General features: G+C 68.7%; 17 protein-coding genes. 7 read left to right on the top strand and 10 right to left on the bottom strand.

All coding sequences use genetic code 11. The features are described 5' to 3' along the window. Positions 1–4: 4 nt before the first annotated feature. The 5 genes from QHF89_RS28160 to cysK form a co-directional block, all read right to left on the bottom strand. The gene (locus QHF89_RS28160) at positions 5–1171 is read right to left on the bottom strand and encodes a PAS domain S-box protein (RefSeq protein WP_136970816.1); all 1167 of its coding nucleotides are present in this window, start codon (positions 1169–1171) and stop codon (positions 5–7) included. A 182-nt stretch (positions 1172–1353) separates the two neighbouring features. Further along, positions 1354–2154, bottom strand: coding sequence for a glucose 1-dehydrogenase (locus tag QHF89_RS28155; protein ID WP_136970815.1), 801 nt, complete (start codon positions 2152–2154; stop codon positions 1354–1356). Positions 2155–2162: 8 nt separating this feature from the next. Then, entirely contained in the window at positions 2163–3059 is an 897-nt protein-coding gene (locus QHF89_RS28150) for a DUF1295 domain-containing protein (protein ID WP_136970814.1), read from the bottom strand. A gap of 86 nt (positions 3060–3145) precedes the next feature. Beyond that, a complete protein-coding gene (locus QHF89_RS28145) occupies positions 3146–4114 on the bottom strand; it encodes a serine O-acetyltransferase (RefSeq protein ID WP_136970813.1) in 969 nt (322 codons plus the stop codon). A 55-nt stretch (positions 4115–4169) separates the two neighbouring features. Beyond that, positions 4170–5153, bottom strand: coding sequence for a cysteine synthase A (gene cysK, locus QHF89_RS28140; RefSeq protein WP_136970812.1), 984 nt, complete (start codon positions 5151–5153; stop codon positions 4170–4172). Between the two features lie 134 nt (positions 5154–5287). Between cysK and QHF89_RS28135 the strand changes: the two genes are divergently transcribed. Then, positions 5288–6841: a hypothetical protein gene (locus QHF89_RS28135; RefSeq protein ID WP_284721023.1), complete on the top strand. Its 1554-nt coding sequence runs from the start codon at positions 5288–5290 to the stop codon at positions 6839–6841. Positions 6842–7453: 612 nt separating this feature from the next. Here QHF89_RS28135 and QHF89_RS28130 read toward each other — a convergent pair. Further along, positions 7454–8038, bottom strand: a complete 585-nt coding sequence (locus QHF89_RS28130; protein ID WP_284721022.1) for a hypothetical protein — start codon at positions 8036–8038, stop codon at positions 7454–7456. Positions 8039–8317: 279 nt separating this feature from the next. On the opposite strand from QHF89_RS28130, the gene QHF89_RS28125 reads away from it, so the two are divergent. Next, complete coding sequence (locus tag QHF89_RS28125; protein WP_136931699.1) at positions 8318–8626, top strand: hypothetical protein; 309 nt, start codon at positions 8318–8320, stop codon at positions 8624–8626. Here QHF89_RS28125 and QHF89_RS28120 read toward each other — a convergent pair. Beyond that, positions 8617–9168 (bottom strand): hypothetical protein, encoded by a 552-nt coding sequence (locus tag QHF89_RS28120; RefSeq protein ID WP_136970810.1) that lies wholly within the window; start codon positions 9166–9168, stop codon positions 8617–8619. The genes QHF89_RS28125 and QHF89_RS28120 overlap by 10 nt on opposite strands. 101 nt (positions 9169–9269) lie before the next feature. On the opposite strand from QHF89_RS28120, the gene QHF89_RS28115 reads away from it, so the two are divergent. After that, the gene (locus QHF89_RS28115; RefSeq protein ID WP_284721021.1) at positions 9270–10604 is read left to right on the top strand and encodes an ATP-binding protein; all 1335 of its coding nucleotides are present in this window, start codon (positions 9270–9272) and stop codon (positions 10602–10604) included. Here QHF89_RS28115 and QHF89_RS28110 read toward each other — a convergent pair. Further along, positions 10597–11796: a hypothetical protein gene (locus QHF89_RS28110; protein ID WP_136970808.1), complete on the bottom strand. Its 1200-nt coding sequence runs from the start codon at positions 11794–11796 to the stop codon at positions 10597–10599. The two genes, QHF89_RS28115 and QHF89_RS28110, sit on opposite strands and share 8 nt — an antisense overlap. Positions 11797–12016: 220 nt before the next feature. Here QHF89_RS28110 and QHF89_RS28105 point away from each other — a divergent pair, with 220 nt between their 5' ends. The 4 genes from QHF89_RS28105 to QHF89_RS28090 all read left to right on the top strand — a co-directional run bounded on the left by QHF89_RS28105 (position 12017) and on the right by QHF89_RS28090 (position 19134). Continuing rightward, the gene (locus tag QHF89_RS28105) at positions 12017–13273 is read left to right on the top strand and encodes a hypothetical protein (protein ID WP_136970807.1); all 1257 of its coding nucleotides are present in this window, start codon (positions 12017–12019) and stop codon (positions 13271–13273) included. A 475-nt stretch (positions 13274–13748) separates the two neighbouring features. Beyond that, positions 13749–14606, top strand: coding sequence for a 50S ribosomal protein L11 methyltransferase (locus tag QHF89_RS28100; protein WP_284721020.1), 858 nt, complete (start codon positions 13749–13751; stop codon positions 14604–14606). 125 nt (positions 14607–14731) lie between these two features. Further along, positions 14732–15979, top strand: a complete 1248-nt coding sequence (locus QHF89_RS28095) for an MFS transporter (RefSeq protein WP_136970805.1) — start codon at positions 14732–14734, stop codon at positions 15977–15979. A 38-nt stretch (positions 15980–16017) separates the two neighbouring features. Next, complete coding sequence (locus QHF89_RS28090) at positions 16018–19134, top strand: TonB-dependent receptor (protein ID WP_136970804.1); 3117 nt, start codon at positions 16018–16020, stop codon at positions 19132–19134. Positions 19135–19149: 15 nt separating this feature from the next. Here the strand turns inward: QHF89_RS28090 and QHF89_RS28085 are convergent, their stop codons facing one another. Next, complete coding sequence (locus tag QHF89_RS28085; RefSeq protein ID WP_284721031.1) at positions 19150–22314, bottom strand: protein kinase domain-containing protein; 3165 nt, start codon at positions 22312–22314, stop codon at positions 19150–19152. 121 nt (positions 22315–22435) lie between these two features. Continuing rightward, positions 22436–24277, bottom strand: a complete 1842-nt coding sequence (locus tag QHF89_RS28080) for a sigma 54-interacting transcriptional regulator (RefSeq protein WP_136970802.1) — start codon at positions 24275–24277, stop codon at positions 22436–22438. Between the last annotated feature and the right edge of the window lie 17 nt (positions 24278–24294).

Genomic DNA, 24294 nt, shown 5'->3' with positions numbered 1-24294 from the left:
TCGCTTAGACCCGCGCCGCTCGGATGGCGTGGCGGAGGGCGGCGCGGAGCGAGCCGAACGTCTTGACGGAGAATGGCACGCCAAGCTCGACGAGCGTGCGCGCCATTCCCGGCCCGAGGCCCGAGACCAGGCATTCGCTGCCGATGAGGCCGGTCGCGCGGACCATGTCGCCGAGGTGCGAGGCAATCGAGGCGTCCATCGTCGACGCGCCCGTCAAATCGAGGATCGCAAAGCGCGCACTGCTCCGCACGATCGCATCGAGCAGGCTCTCCGTCATACGGGTCGCGCGCGTGGCGTCGATCCCGCCGACGACCGGCATCGCGAGCACGCCGTCCCAGAGATCGAGGACCGGCGCCGAGAGCTCCTCGATGGTGGCGGCCTGCGCGCGCGCTCGCTCGCGCATCTCCTCCTCCTCCTTCACGCGATCGGTCACGTCGTTCACGAGCGAGGCGACGCCGACGACCTGGCCCTCCTCGTCGACGAGCGACGTATTCGTCCATTCGCACGTGATGCGCCGGCCATCCTTGGTGATGTTCTCATTGCGGGCGCGTACCGGCCCCTTGGCCTGCTTGATCTGCTCCCAGACGTCGGCCACGTAGGGGCGGATCTCCGGGGGCACCATGAGCTCCTGGCCGTAACGGCCCATGGCCTCCTCGCGGTGCCAGCCGAAGATCGACTCCGCCGCCGGATTCCAGTCTGCGACGCGGAAATCGGTGTCCCACTCGATCATGCCGAGCGGCGCTTGATGAAAGTGGAGCGCGAGCCGCTGCTGCGAGCGGTAGAGCGCCTCGCGAATGCGCTTTTGCCCCGTGACGTCGATACCGACGCCATAAAAATACTTGAACGCGCCGTCGTCGTCGTAGACCGGCCTTCCATGCCACTCGACGAGCAGCTCGCGGCCGCTCCGGGTGATGACCCGGTTTTCATTGTACGTCGTCCCGCGCGACGACACGAGCTCCCCGAAGATCCTCCGGAGCACCTCGTGATCACGCACCGGGACGAACATCGTCGCGTAATCCTGGCCGATGACCTCGTCGCGTGTATACCCGAGCGCGCCGAGCATCGTGCCATTCATGTACACCGTACGACCGCTTGCATCGATTCCGACCACGAATGTCGGGGAGGTATCCAGGATCTCGTTCGCAAGCAGGGGTTCCGCGGCGTCCGGCATGGTGGTTCGTGCGCCGCCCGCGTTTCACCAGTACAGGCGGCCACGGTACGTTACAGGAGGGCTTCCAGCCACGCAAGGCTCGTCGCCGCCCCCGCGACACGGCATTCGTATCGCGGGACACGCGTTGTTTCATTGACGCATTTTGATGTGGGCCGTCGCGGCCGCCTGCTCGCTCGCCTTCGTTACGGGATGTCGTCGAGCCCACCCGGCATCGGGTAGGGCCACGTGCTCGCGTGCGTGCCGCCGTCGACCTCCAGGATTTTCCCCGTGATCCACGAGGACGCGGGCGAGGCCAGGAAAAGAACCGAAGCCGCGATGTCTTCGGGCGTGGCGAGGCGGCCCATGGGCGTTTTTGCCGTCATCTTCTCCAGCAGGTCGCCGGCCCCGACGAATGCTTCGAGCGCGTCCGTCATCGTCGCGCCCACGGCCAGCGCGTTGACGCGCACCCGCGGCGCCCATTCGTGGGCGAGCAGACGCGTCATGTGGTTCAGCGCGGCCTTCGCGGCCCCGTAGGCGACGAAGCCCGTGTCCACGCAGTGGCTCATCACGGACGAGATATTCACGATTGCGCCGCGCGTCCGCGCGAGGTGCGGCGCGGCGATGCGGGAGAGGTGCAACGCCGAGACGACGTTGAATTGGTACGACGCGAGCATCTCCTCGTTCGACAGCGCGATCGCGATCCTCGGCGGATACCCGCCCGCATTGTTGACGAGCACGTCGAGCCGGCCGAACTCCTCGAGCGCGCGGGCGAGCAGCCGGTCGAGCTCCGCGCCCGCTGTCACGTCCGTCGGCACCACGAGCGCGCGCCGCCCGCGCGCGCGGACCTCCCGCGCGGCCTCCTCCAGCACGTCCGCGCGCCGCGCCGCGAGCACCACGTCGGCCCCCGCCTCGGCCAGCGCAATCGCGGCGCCGCGCCCGATCCCACGGCTCGCGCCCGTGACGATCGCGACCTTGTCGTTCATCCGGAAAACATCGAGGATCATGGTCTCATCTACCCCTTGGCTTTCCGCGGCAGGCGCGGGAAGAGCGCCGGCACGCGGTTCATGTGATCGGCATATCCGGGCCTGCGCGCCACGGAGCGTTTGTCCATCAATGGGATGCTGACGAACACGAACAGGCAGGTGATCCAGGCGGGCCCGACGAGCGGATAACGGGCGCCCGGATCCGCGGCGAGGGCGAAGAGGAAAAGCCCCCACCAGAACGTGATTTCGCCGAGGTAGTTCGGGTGGCGGCAATACGCCCACACGCCCGTATCGAGGATCCGCCCCGGCCCGTTGTTCCGGAGCCGGAACGCGCGGAGCTCCGCGTCGGCGCGCGTCTCCAGCACGATCGCGAAGGTCGTCACCACGAAGGCCGCCGCGTCGAGCCACGAGAGCGGCTGCGTCCCCGTGCCGAGGGCCGGGAAGAGGGACAAACAGCCGAGGAACACGCAGACCGTCGGCATGAAGTGGAGGCCCAGGAAGCTCACGAGCCAGTACGCCCGCCCCATCGAGCGGCGCAGATCCACGTACCGAAAATCCTCATGGCCGAGCCCGTGCCAGCCGCGCGCCCAGTTCCACGTGAGCCGCGCGCCCCACGCGAGCACGAGCGCCGTGACCAAGATGCGCCGCGACATCGGCGCGCCCGCCGCCTCCGGCGACATCGCAATCGCCGGCGCGATCACCATCGGCGCGACGCTCCAGTACGCGTCGTACAGGCTCGAATTGTTGCACAGCACGCTCGCCACGAAGACCACGACCGTCGCCGCCGCGTCTGCCGCGGCAAAGGCCACGATCGACGAATGCCCCGGCGCGACCGCGCGGTACACCAGCCATCCCACGACGGTGCCCGCGACGTAGGCGAGCGTGACGATCCCGAAATCCCGGGCACGATTCCCGGCTTTGCTCATGTCGCTTCCTCCGGCAAACCCGCCCGGGCGAGCCGGGCGGTCCCCTATAGCGAGACCGCCGGCGCGGGACCAGAGGTCAGCAGGCTTCAGATCTCGAAATCGGCCGGATACTCGTCGTCCCCGGGCTGGCTGCCCGCGGCGATGACGCGGGTCTCCGGGGGTTTGACGGCGACACGCGAGCGCTTCGGGATGCCCCGCGTCAAAAAGACCGAGCCGCCGACGACGCTGCCTTGCCCCACCACGGTCTGGCCGCCGAGCACCGTCGCGTTCGCGTAGAGCGTGACGGCGTCCTCGACCGTCGGATGGCGCTTCGTGTCGCGAATGACGCGGCCTCGCTCGTCCTTCGGGTGCGACATCGCGCCGAGCGTCACGCCCTGGTAGATCTTCACGTGGCCGCCGATGTGGCTCGTCTCGCCGATCACGACGCCCGTCGCGTGATCGATGAAGAAGCTCTCGCCGACGGTCGCGCCGGGGTGGATGTCCGCGCCGCTGCGAGAATGGGCCCACTCGCTCATGATGCGCGGCATGAGCGGCACGCCGAGCACGTAGAGCTCGTGCGCCACGCGATGCACCGTGATGGCGAGCAGGCCCGGGTACGAAAGGATGACCTCGTCCAGGCTGCCCGCCGCCGGATCTCCGTCGTACGCCGCCTGCACGTCGAGCAGGAGCGTGTCGCGGATCTCGGACAGACGGCTGAGCAGCCGGCACGCGATGTGCCGGCCGTACTCGGCGCAGCCGCCGGCCTCTTTTTCCTCCGCGGGGTCGCGCTCCGACTCGCCGGCCCAGCAGAGGCATTTCTCGATTTGCGTCGCGAGCTTCTCACGCAGCGTCGAAACGAGCGTGACGACGTGGTAACGAAGGTTGCCCTCCGTCAGGTCCTGGCGCCCGTAATACCCGGGGTAGAAGACCTGGAAGAGGAGCTCGATGATCTCGAAGATCTCCTCGCGGGAGGGCAGGAATTTCTTGCCGATGTAGTGGCCGCGGCGATCGCGCTCGTAGCTCGCGATCAGCCCGTCCACCACTTTGCCGAGGCCGTTTTCCGGATCGCCCATCATGCAACGCTCAGGGGCTCTGCTCGGCCAGCCGAGCTACGCCCCCGAACCCTCTCTTTCACGTGGCCGTCGCCTTTTCCACGGCCTCGAACATGCCCTCGAAGAGCGCGGTCGAGAGGTAACGCTCGCCGGCGTCCGGCAGGACGGCCACGATCGTCTTGCCCTCGAACGCGGGATCACCCGCGAGCCGGAGCGCCGCGACCATCGCCGCCCCGCACGAGATACCGGCGAGGATGCCCTCCTCGCGCGCGAGCCTGCGCGCCATGGCGATCGACTCGTCGTTCGTCACCGTCTCCACCCGATCCACGAGCGAGAGATCGAGGTTTCGCGGGACGAACCCCGCGCCGATCCCCTGGATCTTGTGCGGCGACGGCTTGACCTCTTGCCCCGCGATCGTCTGCGTGATGACGGGCGAGTGCGTGGGCTCGACCGCGACGGTCACGATCTTCTTGCCCTTCGTTTGCTTGATGTACCGCGAGACGCCGGTGATCGTGCCGCCCGTGCCGACGCCGCTGACGAGGACGTCGACCTCGCCGTCGGTGTCCTCCCAGATCTCGGGGCCCGTGGTCTTCTCGTGGATGGCGGGGTTCGCCGGGTTCTCGAACTGCTTCATCAGCACGTACTTGTCGGGCTGCGTCGCGGCGAGCTCCTCGGCGCGGGCGATGGCGCCCTTCATGCCGAGCGGGCCGGGCGTCAGGATGATCTGCGCGCCGAGCGCGACCAGCACCTTGCGCCGCTCCATGCTCATCGTCTCGGGCATCGTCAGCACGCACGGATACCCGCGCGACGCCGCGGCGAACGCGAGCGCGATGCCGGTGTTGCCGCTCGTGGCCTCGACGATCGACATGCCGGGGCGGAGGGCGCCGCGCTCCTCGGCGTCCCACACCATCGCGGCGCCGATGCGGCATTTGACCGAGTAGGCGGGGTTTCGGCCTTCGACCTTGGCCAGCACGGTCGCGCGCACGCCCGCCGTGAGGCGGTTGATCTTGACGAGGGGCGTGCGCCCGATGCTGCGTGAGTTGTCTTCGTAGATACGCGCCATGGGGCGCGGACTCTACCACGCTCGTCGCGATCCGGGAGTTCTCTCCGCACGAAGGGTACGAAGGAAGCGGACGCGCGCCCCCCTCACTTGACGCGCGAAGGCGGCCGCCGTACGGCCCATAACCCAGAAAACCCATGCACAAGATACGCTTGCTCGTCCCGGTCTCCGCGCTCCTCCTCTCCGCCTGCGGAAAATCGTCGGATTCGGTGCCCGCGCCGGCAGGCTCGGCCGCGCCCGCGGCGACCTCGGCGGCCGCGCCCGCGCCCGCAGCGAGCGCCGCCGCTGCGCCTGCGGAGACGAGCGCGTATTCGATCGTGCTCGAAGCGCCGGACGCGATCGCGATCACGGCGATGAAGGGCGGCGCGCTCCTCTCCGTGTCGAATCTCCATCTCCCCCTCGGCGAGGGGCCGCTCGTGCAGGACCCTGCGTTCATGAAGGGCCTCAAGAAGGGCGAGCCCTCGTACGGCATCGGCGGCGAGTGGCCGAAGTCCGCCTGGATCGGGGCGGTCGACGAAGACGCCAAGGCCAAGGTCTACAAATGGTTCGACTCCCTCGGCGGCCGCTGGGAGCCACAATCGATCCTCCGCGAGGGCGAGATCGTGCACGGCATCGCGACGATCGGCGACAACGTCGTCCTCGCCATTGCAATGCCCTCGAACGACATTCGGATGGCCCTCGTCGGCGGCAAGGGCGGCGTGCTCCCGGCGCCCACGGCCGCGAAAAAAGCGGCGCCGGTCGGTGAGGGCGAGGGCGCCGAGGAGGCGCCGAGGGATACGCCGCCCGAGGACGACAAGAGCTGCAAGGTGAAGATGAGCTCGACCGAGCCCTACTTCTTCACGGGCACGCCCACGGGCGAAGCCTTCGCGGCGGGCTACGAGTGCCAGGACGGAGGCGGAAAGGGCGCGCCGATGGTCGAGCGCTGGGAAGCGAAGAAGGTGCGCGGCACGGTGGAGCCGCTCCCCGCGCCGGCCTCGGGCTCGCTCAAGATCAGCGGCCTCGTGGCCGTCTCCGCGACGGACGTATGGGTGTTCGGCAATGCGGGCGGAGCGCCGTACTTCGCGCACTGGGACGGCAAGGCGTGGGCGCTCGAAAAGGCGCCGTCCGAGAAGGAGATCAACGACTTCATCGTGATCGAGGGCGGCGCGTTCCTTGCCGCTTCGAAGGATGGTTTGTACACCAAGAAGCCCGGGGGTACGTGGGAGGCCGTGGCGCTGCCGAAGAAGCTGGAGGGCTTCGAGCCCGGGGCCGTGTACGCGCGCACCGCTAGCGACGTGTGGGTCTACGGCAGGGCGGGCAGCACGCGGTACCTGCTTCGTTCGACGAAGGTGGACAAACCCGTGGTCATGCCCTCCGAGAAGGAGGTCCAGGCCACGCTCACCTCGAACTTCCGTTACCCCGCGACGCCGCTTTGCGTAAAACCCTACGCCCACCTCTTCTCGATCGGGCCGAGCGCGGCGCCGATCCCGAAGGAATTCCCCGCGGTGAAAAAATCGTTCGAGGGCAAGAAGTTCGACGGGGCGAAGCTCGTGGTGGAGGACGACGGCCGGAGCCTCTTCGTGGGCGCGAAGGCCACGAACATCGAGCAGGCCGAGGCGATCGTGAAGGCGTTCGCCGAGGCGAACCCAAAGATGACGCCCCGCGTGTTCTGCCACGATCCGCTTGTCAAGAAGGACGTCGACTGGCCCTGAGGGGACCTGCGGAAGGGGGGGTCGCGCCGGGGCGGACAGCCCTGGGTGGGGCCTGGGGCAAAGCCCCAGCGCGGCGTCTCCGAGGCCTACGCGTCGTCCGGGTCCCCGCCGAATGCCCTGCATACCTGCAAGATCGCGATCACTCCCCACGGATGGCTGCCTGCTGCGCTGCACCTGGGTCCCCGTCCATGCGTCCGCCGACCTCGGGCGTTGTGAAATGCTGCTCCCTGGGCGCGTCCTCCGCCCTACGGCGCCGCAGGTGGCCCGCTGCGCTCACCTGCACCTGCTCGACGGCGCGGCAGGTCCCCGAGCGTGCTCCGGAGACGCCGCCCTGCGGCGCTGCAAGTCTCCCTCCGCGAGGCCGCCTCCCGTTCTACGAGACCGCAGATCCCCGCGTGCGCTCTGCGCCCCCCGTCCTGCAGCGCCGCGACCTTGGCTGGCAGGGCTCATCGCCCGTCTTGACCCTGACTGTTCGATGAACTGCGCATCGCGCAGTTCATCGACCCCGCGTCCAGCGCTTGCGCTGGTCGGGGCCCAGGGGCGGACAGCCCCGGTGGGGCCTGGGGCAAAGCCCCAGCGCAGCGCCCCCAAGAGGCGACCCACGGAATCCTTCTACTGGCAGAACTCCTGCGTGCACACGCCGCCGATGGGCGCGCAGATCCCGCAGCTCGCGTTGCAGCAATACTCGCCGGGGCCGCAAATGTTCTCCCGGCAGCGCACCCCGCCCGGCTCCGGGCGGCCCCACGCGCTCCTCAGGCAGCCGCAGCCACATTCGTCGTAGAAAGACCTGGAACCCGGCTCGCAGCGGAACAGAATGGCTGCGCATCGGTCAGGGTCTCGGGAGACGTAACGTCGCCGCGGGTTCGCGCAGCGGGCGCCCGTCGGTTGTCCCGGAACACATACGCCGATGCAATCCGCGCCGCCTCGGGCGGGATCACAATCGTCGCCCGGCAGATCGATGCACCGCAGGTTGCCGGGACACCGGAGCCCCGCGAATCCGCCGCAACGCGGGAGCCTCGCGAAATCCTGGATGGAGAGCGCGTCCTTCGCCGCTTCGAGGTCCTCTTCTCCATCCGCGGCCGTGACGGGGAGGCCCGCCTCGAGCTCGTCGTCCGTTGGTTCGCCGGCCACGCAGGCGCTCCCCATGATCGCGGCGCCGAGCGCGAGCCCGAGCAACGCAAATCCCTTGGTCCACATACGGTACCTCCCTTTCACGTGCGGGGGCAACCCTCGGACATGCCGAGCGACGCCCCCAAACCCCCTCGGGGCCCGCTCGGGGAGACGAGTGGATCCCCCCATTTCCTGGATCGAGCACGACGCGTACCGTTCCCCGTGCGTGCATTCGGCGCCCGCGTGTTCAGGAATGGCACAGCGCGCGCGACACGGTTGGCAAATCGGGCGACATGGGAGAGCCGATTCGAGGGCGCTTCCATTGACACGGCATTCCGTCACCCAAGGAAACGATCGAGGTGAACCATGAGAAAGCGCATGGGGGGGACGATGCTGGCCTGCATGATCGGAGCGGCGTGCGTGCTCGCGGGGGCCTCGGCGCGCGCGGAGGCGCGCGGGGCGCCGGGGAGCGAGGCGCGCGCGGGGACCTCGGAGGCGCGAGGCGCCCTCGCCGCCGAGCCGACCCTGTGCGCGCGCTGCATGCGCGGGTGTCTGCGCGGCGATTATCGATGGTGGCCGTTCAACTGCGAGACGCTCTGCGCGGTGCTCCTGTGCCGGCCCGAGCGGTGGGTCGGCCCCGACGGCGAGGGGACGACGCGCGTGGTTCAGCCCTGAGGGGGCCGTTTTTCGAGGGCAGAGGCCGTGCGCGCGAACGTGGCATTTCCCTGGAAACACGTGACCGAGGACCCGCGCGGATCCCACGGATGGTAACGTGATACGTCGACGGGCGCCTCGCGCACCGTGGTCCCCTCGGGGGTCGTGACGTACGCCGTCAGCGCGTGGGTCACGTCGTCGGCGAGCAGGCGGCTCGAAAGGACCTGGAAATGGGCGCTCCACGCGCTGTCCTCGGCGCGGTGGCACCATCCCTCGGCGATCGAGAGCGGGGCAATGACGTCACACACGGCGTCCGGCGGCGCTCGCATCTCGCAGGCCCGGCCCTCGGGGGTGATGTCGATGCAGGGTTTGCCGTCGAGGAAAAGCTCGATGTGGTGGGCGTTCTCGCCGCCGGGATTCGAGACGAGCGCGTCGAAGCGGACGACGAGGCTCGTGAAGCAGCCGTCGCCCGGCGCCTCCGCGTCGCGCGTGGGTTGGGCCTGCGAGCCGAGCGAGACGAGCAGAGCGACGGCCGCGGCGAATGACGTTCCATGTTCGTACATGTCCCCTGCGCATACCAATTTCCATGCCGGTTTCCGTCCGCTCCTTACCGTTTGACAGGCAGGCGCGCCGGCGCTTTCATGCCGCCGCTGGAAACACGACGATGCCCGATCCTGCCTCGCAGCTCCTCCCATACGACCAGATCAAGCAGCAGCTCGACGCCGGCGCCGTCGCTTGCCTCGCGTCCGCGAGCCCGGAGCTCGTCAACGCGCAGCTTCCTGCGATCTCCTACAAGAAGTCCACGATCACGATCGAGCTCTCGTTTCAGAGCCTGCCCAAGGAGGCGTTTTTCCCCATCGTGGACGTGCTCGCGCAGTACTTCCGGTACTTCACGGAGTTCCGCCGCAGCTATTTCGGGGTCGGGGTCGTCGCGGATCATCACAGCCCCTTCGAGCGCCGGATGTCCGACCGGAAGAAACCGGGCGAGGCCCCCGAGCTCCCGCCGCCGATGAAGGTGACGTTCCGGTTCGACCCGAAGGGGCACGGCGTGGTTTCGTTCGAGAAAGAGGCGCTCCTCCTGCAAGAGGAGATCAATTGTATCCTCGACGTGCTGCGCCGATATGCCTTTCACACGGGCGACGCGGCGAACGCGAGCTCGCCCAAGCAGAAGCTCGCCGAGCTCGGCGCCGTCGTGTTCGAGGCGAGCCCTGCATTTTCGGAGGATCGCATCGCCGGGTACGAGCGCACGAAGCGCGAGGTGCGCGAGACCATCGTCCTGCCGCTCCTGCACCCCGAGATCTTCATGGCCGTCGGCGAAATGGCCCGCACGCGGCCGGGCGCGAGCGTGCCGCGCGCCGTGCTTTTCGAAGGGCCGCCGGGCACGGGCAAGACCACGATGGCGCGGATCATCGCGAGCCAGAGCGGGATCCCGCTCGTCTACGTGCCCGTCGAGTCGATCATGAGCAAATGGTTCGGCGAGTCGGAGAAGCGGCTCGACCAGATCTTCGACCGGGCGGGCGCGCTCCCGCGGAGCATCGTGTTCCTCGACGAGATCGACGCCTTCGCCGGATCGCGCGATCGCGCGATGCACGAGGGGACGCGGCGGATCCTCTCGGTGCTCCTCCGCCAGATGCAAGGGCTCGTCGATACGAGCAATGTGGTGGTGATTGGTGCGACGAACCGCAAGGACGACCTGGATCCGGCGCTCCTCAGCCGCTTCAATCTTTTTGTCCATTTCCCGCTCCCGGACGCGGAGGAGCGGGCGGCCATCCTCGCTTATTATGCGAAGCACCTCGGCCCGGAGGAGCTTCGTTCGCTCGCGGAAAAGGCCGAGGGGCGATCGGGGCGGGAGCTCGAGGATGGGTGCGGCGTGGCCGAGCGGATGTGGGCCTCGCAGATCATCGCGACGAACGCGAGCGTGACGCCGCCTCCGGTGGAGACGTACGCCACGGCGTTCCGGTTGAAATTCCGGGGGTCGGAAAAAGGCGGGGCTACTTGACCTTCGGGCAGGCCTGGAGATCGGACTCTTTGAACTTCTTGCCGTTCTCGATCTCCTTTTTCGTCTCGTCCACGTTGATCTGCGTGGCGTCCTTGACGGTCGTCCAGGCGGCGTCCTTCGTGGCGAAATCGGTGAACATCGCGACGGCGCTCTGTTCGAGCTCGAGTTGCTTCTGGAGCACGGCGATGTAGCCGTCGTCGGCCTGCGTGAGCGCCCCGCAGCCGTTCTTGAGCTGCTCCAGCGTCACGCTGGCCGTGTCCTTCTTGTACTTGGCAACGAGCGCGTCGTATGCCTCGGCCGCCTGCGTGCGCGCGCCCATGGCGATGACGGCCGCGGCGAGGTGCTGGTTGCGCACGAGCTCGTACTGCGCGAACGCGATCGGGGGCGGGGCGCCCTGGAACAGGCCTTCGCGCGCGGAGCTCAGGAACATGAACGTGTAGGGCGCCGTGAGCTCGGTCGACGTCGTCTTCAGCGGGAGCGCGGCGACCTTCGGCTGCAAGCACGCGGCGACCTGCGTCCCGTTCGGGTCCGTCGGCGGCTCGATCGTCACGGCCGGCGAGGCGGTCTGCGTGAGCTTGACCTGGGCCTTCAGGAGGACCGGATCCGCGCTCTTCCAGGGCGCATAACAATCGCAGAAGCTGCCCTGCGCGAGCCGGATCGCGCCGGCCACGTCGGAGGCCTCGCTGACGCCCATCTTGACCGTGGGCATCACGCTGGCGATGTGTTTGTATTGCACTTCGGCCGTGACGCTGTTCGCGGCCGCGGCTTTTTTCTCCCACTCGGGGGCCGTGGCGGCGAACTTGTCGACGGCGGCCTTGATGCATTGCTCGCCGGCGGGCGTGACGTTCTGGCCGGTGATGGCGTGCGCGAGCTTGCCGCCCGAGAGGGTGGTCTTGAGGGCGAGGTTCGTCTCGTCCGCGGGGCCGCGGCTCTTGGGGTCGACGAGGCATTCCATGACGAACGGCCGGGCCGCGACGAGCACGCCGGTGAGCACCTCGCCGTTGATCTTCTCCGGCAGGGCGGGCGCTTGCTGGAAACAAACGCCGAGATCGACGGGGTTGATGTTCACGATGCGCTGCTGCGTGGAGACCGGGCCCGTCGGGCCCTGGGCCTCGCCGGTCTGCGATGCGCCACCACACCCGAGCCCGAGGCCGAGGGCGAGGAGCGGTAGAGCTTTGCGGAGGTGGATCATGGCTTCTTCCAGGTGGTTTTACCGGCGTCCTGCCGGCGGGCGCGGAGCTTAGCGGATGGGCTTGGCAGGGCACAAGCGCGGCGGGCACGATTCTGCCATCGTCCGCTCCGGCGGCCGGAGGGCTGGAAAGGCTCATTTTCCCGGAACCCGCGTGCCTCCTCGGACGTCTGAGCACTTCGGCCCGAGGGATCGCCGGGTGGATCGGACGGAGGTTTCGGGCATGGACGCTTCGAGGCGCGAGGGCAGGGGGCAGGGCGAGGGGCCGGCGGGCGAGGCCCGGAAGGCCCGCGGCGGGGCCGGTGTCGCGCGGGTCGCGCTCGTCCTCGGGGCGGCGCTCTCGGTCGTGGCGGGGCTCGAGTGCACGCCTTCGCATCGCTCGTCCTCGAAGAAGAACGCGCCGCTCATCACGGCCGAAGAACGCCCGCGGTTTCCGCGGAGCCCGCACGCGCACCCGCGCTGGTCCTGGCCGGGCATGGCGCAATTCCAGTCCGCCTACGAGCAGGCGGATCGCCAGGCCAAACCCATTCGCCTCGTCCATGGACGTATCGTCAAGGAGGTGGACGGTGGTCACGTGGAGGTCGACGACGTGGTGCTCTCCGTCGAGCGCGAGGCCGAGGGCGAGACGTACGCGCTGCGTGTCGAATTCGCGGCGACGGACGACGCCTCCAGTGAGGCGCGCCTCGGGAGCCGTTCTGGATGGACGCTCGCGACGGGCTCGATGGAGCGGGCCGAGGCGGGCGTGCCGTTCGTCTTCGAGAAAGGCGCGTCGCGGATCCGGATCGAGCCGGCGTACGTCTCGCCTGCGGGCCGCCTTTCGATGGAGGCGCTCGACGCCTGGGCATACGTGGCCGCGCTGCTCGCGACGGATCCGCCGGTGTACGACGACGAGCGGGCCACGGACGAGGAGGAGGCGGGGGCGAAGCTCGCGGCCGCGCGGGCCGCGGGCGACAAGGAAAAGGCGCTCTCGTATTATCGGATCTGGCGCCCGATGGGGCGCTGCTCGATGGATTCTCGGCCTGCGCAGGTCGCGCGCGAATACGCCGGGCTTTGTTACGACATGGGGAAGCTCGGCTGTTTCCTGCAGCTCCAGCTCCGGATCATGGGGGATCAGTTCGACCGGGTCGCCTATTCGAGTTATGGCGAGGCCGCGCACGCGACCGAGGCCGAGCGGCTCACCGAGACCGGGCTCGACGTGGATACGTTCCTGCTCGGCCTCGTGATCCGGTTCGGCGGGGTCTCGCGTGAGGGGGAGCTCGGCGGATACCGGCTCGTGCGATCGATCAAGGAGTCGGGGCGCGCGGCGCCGATCGCGGCGAGGCTCGCGGCCTGGGCGGAGGATGCCACGCTCGACGAGTACAATCGGCTCACGGCGACGCAGATCCTCGCGCTGCTCGAAGAGGACGCGGCGCTCGCGGACGAGGAGGAGCTGCCCCCGATCGCGCGGTTGTGGCTCGCGCGGCATCACGCGAAGAAGTAATCCAACCGCTATCGCCGCGCTGCGCGCACGGCGGCAGAGCTGGGGCTCGGGGAGGGCCGGCGCAGAACGGCGGGCGCTTGTGCGGGCCAGAGGTTCTCGGCGTGGTGGGCTCGGTGCGGCTGCCGCCCCAAAGGAGGTTCCGCGCCCCACCGTGGAAGAGCCGGAAGCGGAAGCGCTGCGCTCACCCACGTTCCCCTTGACGCACCACCTGCAATCTGCGCTCCTTCCGTGGTGACGGCGAATCCGAGGGGCGCGAGCGAACCGGCGCTTCGTCGCCCGTCACCGCCTCGTGCTCGGCATGGGGCGATGGTGGCGTTCCTGTCGTCGATCTGGAAGGACGTTGACGTCAGCATCCTTCGGGCTCCACAAAGGCTCGCCGTCACAGCGAGAAGCTGCGAGGATGCCCGGCCCGAGACAACGTCCGGCGCGCGCTCGGAGCCGTGCGCGGCAGCGCCGCCATCGAGGTGACCTCTGCATGAACGAGATCGAAAGCACCCTCCGGTCGGCGCTCGCCGACAAGCGCCTGAACGACATTGACGGGACGTACATCCTCACGGACAGGCTCGATTACCCCGCCATCGATCAGGTGTTCCCGCTCTTCGCCGAGCAGCAGTTCTTCCTGGATGAGCTCCTGCGCGACCGAGTCCAAGGCGCAGAGGTCCTGGAGATCGGCCTCGGATCGGGGGTCCTGTCGATAGGCGTTGCGCGCGCCGGAGCCAAGCGGGTGACAGCGCTGGAGATCAATCCTCGGGCGAAGATTTTTGCCGGCTTCAATGCGGTGATGAACGGGGTCGCGGACAGGATCGCGATCATCGACGGGAGCGAGCAGGTCTTCCTCCCCGTGAAGGGGCGCCGCTTCGATTACATCCTGTCAAACCCCCCGTTCGAGCCCACGCCGCCGGGCATGACGTACTTCTATCACTCGGCTGCGGGGCCTTACGGGCTCGATTTCCTGGAGAAGATCTTCCTCGGCCTCGACGCGCACCTCGTGGACGACGGGCACGCGCAGATCGTGACCGCCGCGCCGGGCGACGCGAAGGAGCCGACGCTCCTCGTCGAGCTTGCGCGGAAGATCCTCCCCGGAAAGACACGGATCGTGCGGAACGCCGTCACCATGACGTTCGACGCGATCATGGATCGTTTGGCCGACAAGAACATGGGCACGGTCGAGCAGGTCGACGCGCTGCGAGGGATGGCGCGCCGGGACGGCGTGACGCATCTCCATCTCTGCGTCATCCATTACGATAAGGGGCCGAAGGAGCTGCAGATCGAGACCTCGCAGAAGGTATTCGAGGATATCTGGGATCTCCCCGCCAAGGAAATCACGCTGTAAGGGTGGGCGAGCCTGGCAAACCCTCGTTCCTGGCGAGCCGGGCGGGCGCCTCTCGCGCTCCTCCAGGCGCGGAGCACCCTTTCTCGTCTAGATCCAGAGCTTGAAAGCAGGTAATAGACCGCCTGATGCCCCCGCTCTCGCAAAGCCGGCCCCTCCGTTCGCTCGTCCTGGGCGCACTCTACCTTGCCCAGGGGCTGCCGGCCGGGTTCATCTTCATCCTGTACGTCGTCTTCTTGACCGATCAGGGGCTCGACAATTCGGCCATCGCGGCGGCCATGGGCATCATGTTTGTCGCGTCGGCGCTCAAGATCGTCTGGGCGTCCTTGATGGACAGAATCGGCACGACGCGCTTCGGCCGGCGTCGGCCGTTCATCATCCTCGGCGAACTAGGGATGGGGGCCACGCTCCTATGCCTGCTCTTCCTGGATCCCAAGCGAGACTTCGATCTCGTCCGCGGGGTGCTTTTCCTGCATGCCACGTTCACGTCCATTCAGGACGCGGCCGCGGACGCGATGGCGATCGAGCTCCTCCAGCCGGGCGAGCGAGGGCGCGCGAACGGCGTGATGTGGGCGGCGAGGTGTGCGGGGGTCGCCATCAGCGGCGGCGTGGGGCCGATGATGGTGAAGCGCGTGGGATTCTCGGCGCTCATCGTGATCATCACGATCATCCTGGGGCTGATCATGCTCCTCATGATCCTGGTTCGCGAGCGGGCGTCCGACGAGGCCCCGCCTGCCCACGAGCAGCGCAAGCTGACGCTGGCCGAGCTCCGCGCCTCCTTCGCGTTCTCCGCGCCCCTCGTGGGCATCGCCATTGCCCTGCTCATGCCCTTCGGTCCTGCGCTCATCGGCACTGTGTTCACCCGCCTCCTGCGCGCGGATCTGAAGCTCTCGGTCGAGTTCATCGGCGTGCTCGCGGGCGTGATCGAGCCCGTCTCGGCCATCGTCGGCGGGCTCCTCGGCGGGTTCCTCGCCGATCGCTTCGGGATGCGCTGGGTCGCGGGCGGCACCTTGGTCCTGTTCAGCGCGACGCTCGGGGTCTTCGGCCTCATGCCCCACCTTTGGACCGCCGAGGTGTTCCTCGTGAGCGCTGCGATCGCCGTGCAGTTCTTCGGCTCCTCGGCGAGCGCCGTGATGGTCGGCATTTACATGCGGCTCACGAACCCGGCCGTCGGCGCCACCCAGCTCGCCCTCTTCACCGCCATGTCGAGCCTGACGGGCGCCGTCGCCGCGCCGCTGGGAGGCCGGATCGCCGATACCTGGGGCGCCCCGGCCGTGTTTTGCGTCGCGGCCGTCCTTCAGCTCTTCTTCACGGGCCTTTTGCCCTTCTGCGATCCGCGCGCGGCCGAGGCTCGCTTCCGCACCACCGTTGCATGAGGAACGCTTTCATCCGTCGATAGCCGGGAGCTTCGTTAATGAGAATTCTTTCCTGGACTGTGGGCATTGCCGTCGCCGGGGTTGTCGTCTCTTCCAATGCTCTCGCCGCGGGGAGCGGTGTGCTCACCGGGACGATCATCGACGCGCAGACGAAGCGCCCCGCCGAGGACGTGGTCGTCACGGTGGCGTCGCCGGCGCTCCAGCAGGAGCAGACGGTCGTCACGGACAAGGCCGGGAATTTTCGCATCCCCGAGCTGCCGCCCGGGATCTACACGCTTCGGCTCGACAAGGAGACGTACCGGCCCTCGAGCCGCCCCGGCATCGAGATCCGCATCAACACGACGATCCGGGTGAACAGCGAGATCCTGCCGGAGGAGCTGCAATCGGAGGAGATCGTCGTGGTCGCCGCGCCGCCGACGGTGGATGTCGGCTCGAGCACGACCGGGGTGCACGTCAACTCGGATTTCATCAATCGCCTCCCCGTCGTCTCCACCAGCTTCAAGGGCGCCGCGTCGCGCTCCTTCGAGTCGCTGGCCGAGGTGGCGCCGGGCGTGCAGGTGGACCGCTACGGCGCATCGATCAACGGGACCACTTCGCCCGAGAACCAGTACGTGATCGACGGCGTCTCGGTGAACAGCCCGTCCCTGGGCATCCTCTCGACGCCGCTCGCCGTCGATTTCGTCCGCGAGGCCAACGTGATCACGGGCGGCTATTTGCCGGAGTATGGCCGCGCCGGCGGCGGTCAGCTCGACGTGGTGACGAAGTCGGGCTCGAACGAGTTCCACGGTTCGTTCTTCCTGAGCACCACGCCGGGGATCTTCGGGGCCGCGCCGAAGCTCGTGGCGCGCGAGGGGAGCGCCATTGCCACCACGACGTCGCTCGCGTGGATCCAGAGCTACGGCGCCGAGCTCGGCGGCCCGATCCTGAAGGACAGGTTGTGGTTCTACGTCGGCTTCGTGCCCTCCTTTTCGCGTTATCAGCTCGACAGGCGCCTCCAGATCGTGCGCATGCAAAATGGCGCGCCCGTGGTCGACGAGCGCGGGGGCGTGCAGACGGACGTGCTCCCGGGCACGCAGAGGACGTATTACGCGACGAACACGAACGCGAGCTTCATCGGCAAGCTGACCTTCCAGGCGAGCCCCGATCACAACGTCACCCTTTCGGTCTACGGCACCCCCTCGACGTCGGGCGGCGACGGCACGTTCGGGCTCAAGCCGGCCGACGGCACGGTGGAGCTCAACAACCCCGTGAGCAACGGGATCATCAACGGTACCTTCGGGGCGCTCGCGCACACGTACGTCGCGAACGCGGTCGATACATCGTTGAAATGGTCGGCGGCGTTCAAGAACAAGTCGCTTTTGCTGGACACGACGCTCGGCTGGCACCACGAGGACAGCGCGGTGCGCGGCGCCGACGGCTCACGGCTCGGGAGCGGCGAGGGCCTGTCGAACACCCCGTACGTGCGCTGGCAGCGGACGAGCCCCGGTCCTCGCTCGCTCAACGATTTCGAGGCCTCCGCGGCGACGGCGGCGTGTGATCCCGCCGGCAGTCCCAACGCGATGCTGTGCCCCGTGCGCATCTACGGGAGCGGCGGCCCGGGGATCCTCAGCGAGGCGAGCCTCGATCGCTACCAGGCCAAGAGCGTCTTCACGAGTTTCTTTTCCGGCCTCGGCCATCACCTGGTCAAGGCGGGCGTCGACGTGGAGGGCTTGCGCTACCAGAACCGCCGCGGCGTGTCCGGCGGGAACATGTACCAGGAGACCGGCGCGGTCTATTCCGATTTCGTTCGTTATGGCGTCCTCACCGGCCCGGATCAGGCCGTGACCTGGCCCTACCAGGACGCGACCTCGTCCTCCATCACGGTCGGCGGCTTCGTGCAGGATAGCTGGAGCATCCTCGATCGCGTCACCCTGAACATGGGCATCCGGTATGACACCCAGCTCCTCTACGGGGCTGACGGCGCCCTCGTGATGCGCCTAAACAACCAGTGGTCGCCGCGCGCGGGCGTGGTCTACGATCCCACGCGCGCCGGGCGCGCCAAGCTCTTCGCCAGCTACGCGCGCTTCTACCAGAACGTCCCGCTCGAGATGGTCGATCGGACGCTCCCGGGCGAGCGCCGCATTCTTTCGGTCCACCTGAGTGGCCTCTGTGACCTGAAGGATCCTGCGAACGCAGCGTGCGACGCCGAGGATGGCCGCCTCCCGATCGGGACCGCCTCCAATCCCAACCAGAAATGGATTCCCCTCATCAGTGACAAGGCCATGGTGGATCCCGACATCCGGGCGCCGTCCTCGGACGAGATCGTCATCGGCGGGGAATACGAGGTCCTGTCCAAGCTCGTGGTCGGCGGCCAGTACGTCAAGCGCTACCAGAACCAGGTGATCGAGGACATGAGCCGCGATGAGGGGCAGAACTACTTCATCGGAAACCCGGGCTCCGGCATCGCCAAGGATATCCCCAGGGCCGAGCGCGATTACGATGCGTTCACGATCCACTTCCGAAAGGCCTTCGGCGATACCTGGCTCGCGCAGGGGAGCTACACGCTCTCCTATCTGCGCGGCAACTGGTCCGGCCTCTTCCGGCCGGAGAACGGGCAGCTCAGCCCCAACGTCTCCTCGGACTTCGATATCGTCTCGCTCCTGCCGAACCAGCTCGGCCCGCTGCCGGGCGACCATACCCACCAGATCAAGCTCTTCGCCGCCAAGGATTTCGTGCTCGGTCGTGGGTTCCTCCTCAACGTGGGCGCGTCCTACCGCGCCCGCTCGGGGGCGCCGACGACCTATTTCGGCGCGCATCCGCTCTACGGGATCGATCAGGTCTTCATCCTGCCGCGCGATAGCGGCGAGCGTCTCCCCTGGGTGCACGACACCGACGTCCACGCCTCGGTGGGGCTCCGGCTGGCCAAGGAGAGCACGCTGCTCGTCTCGCTCGATGTGTTCAACGTGCTCGATCTGCAGGCGCCGATCGCGGTGGATCAGCGCTACACGCAGAGCAGCGTCCGGCCGATCCTCGGCGGCACGGTGAAGGATCTCGACAAACTCGTCGACGCGGACGGGAACCCCTTCGATCCGAGCCTCGAGAACCCGAACTTCGGCAACCCCACCGCATACCAGCCCCCCCGCAGCTTCCGGATCTCGGCCAAAGTGACGTTCTGATCGGCCCTGCGCCCTTCAGCGCAGCTTACGCGCCTCCTCCAGCGCGGCGCCGTGCTCCGACGCGAGGAGCGGGTTTTCCCGGAACGCGGCGAGGAGCGCCTCGCCCGCGTCCTTCGCGGCCTCGACGCGCGCCGCCGCCTGCTGCTCCGCGCGCCCTCGAACGAGCAACAAACGCCCGCGCATGACCAGGGCGCGCGCGTGGCGAGGGTTCAGGGCGAGTGCACGGCCGGCCATCGCGAGGCCCTGCGTCACGTCATCCTCGGCCGGCTCGCCCAGGCCTGCGCGCCACTCGGCGGCGAGGGCGCGCGACTCGGCGAGGAGCGCGTGCACCTCCGGATCTACGACCGAATCGGAGATCCACGGCAAGAGCGGAGCGCGCGCGGCCTCGAACATCGCCCCCGCCCCGCGCCGGCGCGAGACGGCGAAACGCGCCGCGAGCAACTCCACCCTCGCGAGGCCGAGGGCATGCGACAACGTCCAGGGGACCGCCGCCACGGCAGCGCGGTAGCCCGACCGGGCCTCCACGAGCGCCGCGCTGGGATCGAGCTTCCTCTGGAGCCTGGACTGCGCCTCGAGCATGGCCCAGAGGCCCCGATACGTGTGCGCCTCGTCGCTCTCGCCGTCCTTTTTGCGTAGTTCCGAAAGGGCCAGCGCGCCCTTCTCGAGGGCGTCGCGCGGATCCGCCCCCGAGGCGAGCGCATACCGTGCCATGAGGCCGTGCGCGGCCACCCGCGCCTCGGCGAACCCTTGCCACGCGGGGTTCAGCGCCGCGCCGGCCTGCACGTCCGCGAGCAGCGCCTCCACGACGGCGGCCGGCGAGCGGCCCTGGTCGACGAGCTGCTCGGCGCGAGCGAGGCGCAGCACGCTGCGCTTGTGGTGTGTCATCGCGGTGGTTGCGCCGAGCGCATCCACGCGGTCGAGGATGCCGAGACCCTCGCGCACCGTGGCCTCGACGTCGACGCCGCGCCAGCGCTCCTGCTCGGCCTGCATTACGTACACGACCGCGGCGGAGTCGGGCATCACCTCGCTGCGCGGGAACTCGCGCGCTCCCTCCTGGTAAATGGTACTTGCGCGCTCGAGGGCCGCGCGAGCGTCCTGGCCGCGCGCCCCGAGGTAGAGGCACTTCGCGCGGAGCGCCGTGCCGAGCACCATGTACGCGCGGAGGTTCGCGCCGCTCGCATCGAGCGCCTCCTCCCCGTAACGGACGGCTTCCTCGATGGCCTCGGCTGGGCGCTCGTCCGCGCGCATCCGCGACGCCACGGCATACGCGTAAAGCGCGCGCAGCTCTGCGCCCACGAGCCGCGCCTTCGTGCTCCCGCCGTCCGCGAGCAGGAGCCGGTCGCACACGGCTCTCCCTCGCTCGAACCAGGGGCGCGGCGATTCCCCCTTGTAACTCGTCGCGAACATGGCGCGCGTGTGGACGCTGCAGGCCGCCTCGAGCACGCGTGGATCGCTGCGCGCGATGTCCTCCGCGACGCGATAGGCGTCCACCGCTCCATCGAGGTACCCGGTCATGGTCGTCCACCAGTCGGGCGCGCCGCCCGTCCACGCGCGCAAGGCGAGCTCCGCGAGCGCGTCGCCCTCGAGCTTCTTCGCCTCGTAAAGCAGCGGCGCTTCCGCGAACGCCGCGCGCGCCTTCGCGATCGTCTCCTCGTATCGCCCCTCGTAGAACGCCACGAGCCCTTCGGCGTAGGCCGGCGCCTCGATGCGCGCGGGTAAGACAGCGCGCAGATACGCGAGCGCAGGCTTCTTGTAACGCTCGATGATGTCCGCGCGTCGCGCGTCGCGCTCCGACTCGCTCGAGCTGCGGACGAGGCCGCCGTCGTGCATCACGTAGAGCTCGAGCAGACTGGTCCCCAGCACGTAATCGAGTTCGGGCGGCGCGTACCCGGCGGCCTTCGCGCGCTCGAGGTGCTGGTAGGCCGCTTCGGGCTCGCCGAGCGCAAGGTAGCCGCGGCCAAGCGCGTAGTGGCCGGGACCCGCGCTCATCGGGGAGGCCGCGGTCATGCGGCGCTCGATGGCCTCGATCTCACGGCGCACGAGCGCGCGCTCCCGCCCGACGTCGTGCAGGGGCATCTGATAGGCGCTGCGCATGAGCAGCTCCATGCCCATGGCGACGCGGCCCATCTCCTGCGTGAGCCGTACTTGCTCGGCGACCGCGCGCTCCTGCTTCACCCACGCGAAGGTCAGCGCGAACGCAACGACGAGCAACGCCGCGACGAGGCGCACGGCACTCCTGTTCTTGCGCAGCATCCAGCGCAGCCCCAAGCCGGGCGCCCGGCGCTGCGCCGCGATCGGCTCGCCTTCGAGAAACCGCCCCAGGTCCTCTGCGAGCGCGCCCGCAGATTCATATCGCTGCGAGGGCTCACGCGCGAGGCACCGCATCACGATGGCCGCGAGCTCGAGCGGCACGCCCTTCACGACGGCCCCGAGCGGCTCGGGATCCTCCTTGGCGAGCCGAAGGACGATGTTCCAAGGGTCGTCATCGACGTAGGGCGGCCGGCCTGCGAGCACGTCGTAGAGCGTCGCGCCCAGGCCGTAGACGTCGGTGCGTGGCTCGGCGGCGCGCGGGTCTCGGGTCACCTGCTCGGGCGCCATGTATGCGGGGGTGCCCATGGCTGCGCCTCGAGCAGCCGGGTCCCAGCTCGAGACCTCGTGCGCGAGGCCGAAGTCCACGACGTAGGGTTTGAACGAGCCGTCCGGCCGCGCCTCGACGAGGATGTTGCCTGGCTTGATGTCGCCGTGGACGAGCCCTTGCCTGTGCGCCTCGTGCACGGCGCTCGCCACGGCGCACATCACCTCGACCTTCTGCGCCGTCGTCATGCGCGCCTGCGCGCGCGAGAGCGGCTCGCCCGCGATGAACTGCATCGCGATGAATGGCTCACCGTCGGCTTCACCCACCTCGTAGACACGGCACACGTTCTCGTGCTCGATGCGCGCCTGCGCGCGTGCCTCCGAGAGGAACGAAACCCGCGCTGCCGGAGCGTCTTTTTTGAGCAGCTTGATCGCCACCATGCGCCCGAGGCGTTTGTCGCGAGCGCGGAAGACGTTGCCCATGCCCCCCGTGCCGACGAGCTCGATGTCCTCGTACTGGGCGTGCAGCGCGAAAGGCACGCCCCGCCGTGGGGGCGGCATGGCGACCGGAGACGTGGTCGTCGGCGCGGGCAGCGTATCGTCCACCAAGACGTCGAGGGTCTCGGCCAGCAGGACGCCGTCTGCGGCTCGTTGGCTCCTTCCGTTTCGTAACATCAGGTGTGAAACGATGCGTTACCAAATCGCTTCGTAGACGGAAAAGTGTATTTTAGCTGTCCCGCCCACGTAGGCTGAACCGCTCCACGCGCCGACGCATCATGATGCGCGTGATCCCGAGCAGCCGCGCCGCCTCGGCGATGTTGCCTCGTGCCGCGGCGAGGGCCTCTTCCACCAACGCCCGCTCCGTCGGCTCGAGCGCCGCGAAGCGCGACGCAAGGGAGCCGTCCGGGCGTTCGGTCGCAGGGGAGCCAAGCGACACGAGCGCTCGGCCGACCGCGACGCTCAGATCGTCCAGTTCGACCGACGGGCCTTCCGCATGGATGACCGCGCGCTCCACCTCGTTTTTCAGTTCGCGCACGTTGCCCGGCCAGGCGTAGGCCGTGAGGGCAGCGAGCGCGCCCGGTGAGAAGCCCGTGAGCCGCTTGCCCAAGTTGAGCGCCGCCGCCTCCAGGAACGTCTGCGCGAGCAGCGTGATGTCGGCGTCCCGCTCCCGCAGGGGCGGCACATCGATCTGGAGGACGTTCAGCCGATAGTAAAGATCCTCGCGGAACCGCCCTTCCGCGATCTCCCGCCGCAGGTCCTTGTGCGTCGCAGCGAGCACACGCACATCGACGTGCAGCGGCACCTCGGCGCCGAGCGGCAAGAGCTCGCCCTCCTGCAACACGCGCAGCACCTTGGCCTGGGCCGACAGGCTCAGATCGCCGATCTCGTCGAGCAACAGTGTCCCCTGGTGCGCGAGGACGAACTGGCCCCGCCTGCTCTGCACCGCGCCGGTGAACGCGCCTTTCTCGTACCCGAAGAGCGCGCCCTCGAGCATCGTGTCTGGGATGGCCGCGCAGTTGACGGCGATGAGGGGCCGCTGCGACCGCGGCGACGCGACGTGCAGCGCCCTGGCCACCAGCTCCTTGCCCGTCCCGCTCTCGCCCCGGATGAGCACGTGCGCTCCCTGGGCCGCGGCGCACCTCGCGACCTGCACCCGCAGCTTCTGGATGGCGGAGCTCTGGCCGACGATGTCGTGGAGCGGCCCATGCCCCGAGGTCGCCTCCGCCAGCACGCGCGCCCGCTGGTAGCGCTCCGCGGCGTCGAGCGCCGCTGCGAGCAGCCGCGCGAGGGCGTTGAGGAAGTCGAGGTCCTCGGTCCCGAAACGCTCCTCGCGGCTGCGATCGTCGACGTACAGGAAGCCCAGCACGCGGCCTGCGACCTCGAGCGGCGCGCCCATGGCGGACAGGATGCCCTGCCGTGCGAGCGTTCGCGGCGCGTCGCGGGTGCGGCCGTCGCGGACGATGACAGACTCGCGGCGCACGACCAGCGCGTGCATGATGGTGCGGCTCACGACGATCTCATCCGTGAGCGAGCTGTCGCTCCGGCCCCGCGTGAGCCGCCGATGGGGAGCGCCGTCGGCTCCGTCCCCGAGCGCCACCATGGCCCGTTCGCCGCCGGCGAGCTGGAGGATCGCCTCGAGCATGCGGCCGATGACGACATCCGGCTCGTCGAGGGCGCCGATCGTACGCGTCAGTGCGTAGAGCAAGGTGAGGCGCTTGTTGGGTGGACCGAGCTCGATCGTCGCCTCGCTCAGCGCGGGCTGGGCATAGATGATCTCCGGCGCTTCCTGCGCCTGGAAGACGAGCGTCACGGGGCCGATGTGGATGTGGTGGCCGTCGAGGAGCTTGCTCTCCTCGATGCGCACGCCGTTGACGAACGTGCCGTTGGCCGAGCCGAGATCGCGCACCGTGAAGCCGTCGGGGCCGTGCTCGAAATGCGCATGCTGGCGCGACACAGGCTGATGGCCAAGCAGCAAATCACATTGCGCGTCACGGCCGACGATGAGGCTTTCATCGAGAGGGACGGCGACGGGACCCTGTCCAGGCTCGTAAACGATCAGGTGCGGCATGACGCGCGTCCGCCGGA

The organism is Polyangium sorediatum (genome assembly GCF_029946465.1).
Taxonomy (GTDB): domain Bacteria; phylum Myxococcota_A; class Polyangia; order Polyangiales; family Polyangiaceae; genus Polyangium; species Polyangium fumosum.
Note: the sequence above shows the minus strand (reverse complement) of the source record. Positions and strands in the feature narration are given on the sequence as shown.

What these genes read in the sequence shown, in the direction of transcription:
- QHF89_RS28160 (WP_136970816.1), bottom strand. Translation starts at nt 1,171, where the DNA reads ATGCCGGACGCCGCGGAACCCCTGCTTGCGAACGAGATCCTGGATACC.
- QHF89_RS28155 (WP_136970815.1), bottom strand. Translation starts at nt 2,154, where the DNA reads ATGATCCTCGATGTTTTCCGGATGAACGACAAGGTCGCGATCGTCACG.
- QHF89_RS28150 (WP_136970814.1), bottom strand. Translation starts at nt 3,059, where the DNA reads ATGAGCAAAGCCGGGAATCGTGCCCGGGATTTCGGGATCGTCACGCTC.
- QHF89_RS28145 (WP_136970813.1), bottom strand. Translation starts at nt 4,114, where the DNA reads ATGATGGGCGATCCGGAAAACGGCCTCGGCAAAGTGGTGGACGGGCTG.
- cysK (WP_136970812.1), bottom strand. Translation starts at nt 5,153, where the DNA reads ATGGCGCGTATCTACGAAGACAACTCACGCAGCATCGGGCGCACGCCC.
- QHF89_RS28135 (WP_284721023.1), top strand. Translation starts at nt 5,288, where the DNA reads ATGCACAAGATACGCTTGCTCGTCCCGGTCTCCGCGCTCCTCCTCTCC.
- QHF89_RS28130 (WP_284721022.1), bottom strand. Translation starts at nt 8,038, where the DNA reads ATGTGGACCAAGGGATTTGCGTTGCTCGGGCTCGCGCTCGGCGCCGCG.
- QHF89_RS28125 (WP_136931699.1), top strand. Translation starts at nt 8,318, where the DNA reads ATGAGAAAGCGCATGGGGGGGACGATGCTGGCCTGCATGATCGGAGCG.
- QHF89_RS28120 (WP_136970810.1), bottom strand. Translation starts at nt 9,168, where the DNA reads ATGTACGAACATGGAACGTCATTCGCCGCGGCCGTCGCTCTGCTCGTC.
- QHF89_RS28115 (WP_284721021.1), top strand. Translation starts at nt 9,270, where the DNA reads ATGCCCGATCCTGCCTCGCAGCTCCTCCCATACGACCAGATCAAGCAG.
- QHF89_RS28110 (WP_136970808.1), bottom strand. Translation starts at nt 11,796, where the DNA reads ATGATCCACCTCCGCAAAGCTCTACCGCTCCTCGCCCTCGGCCTCGGG.
- QHF89_RS28105 (WP_136970807.1), top strand. Translation starts at nt 12,017, where the DNA reads ATGGACGCTTCGAGGCGCGAGGGCAGGGGGCAGGGCGAGGGGCCGGCG.
- QHF89_RS28100 (WP_284721020.1), top strand. Translation starts at nt 13,749, where the DNA reads ATGAACGAGATCGAAAGCACCCTCCGGTCGGCGCTCGCCGACAAGCGC.
- QHF89_RS28095 (WP_136970805.1), top strand. Translation starts at nt 14,732, where the DNA reads ATGCCCCCGCTCTCGCAAAGCCGGCCCCTCCGTTCGCTCGTCCTGGGC.
- QHF89_RS28090 (WP_136970804.1), top strand. Translation starts at nt 16,018, where the DNA reads ATGAGAATTCTTTCCTGGACTGTGGGCATTGCCGTCGCCGGGGTTGTC.
- QHF89_RS28080 (WP_136970802.1), bottom strand. Translation starts at nt 24,277, where the DNA reads ATGCCGCACCTGATCGTTTACGAGCCTGGACAGGGTCCCGTCGCCGTC.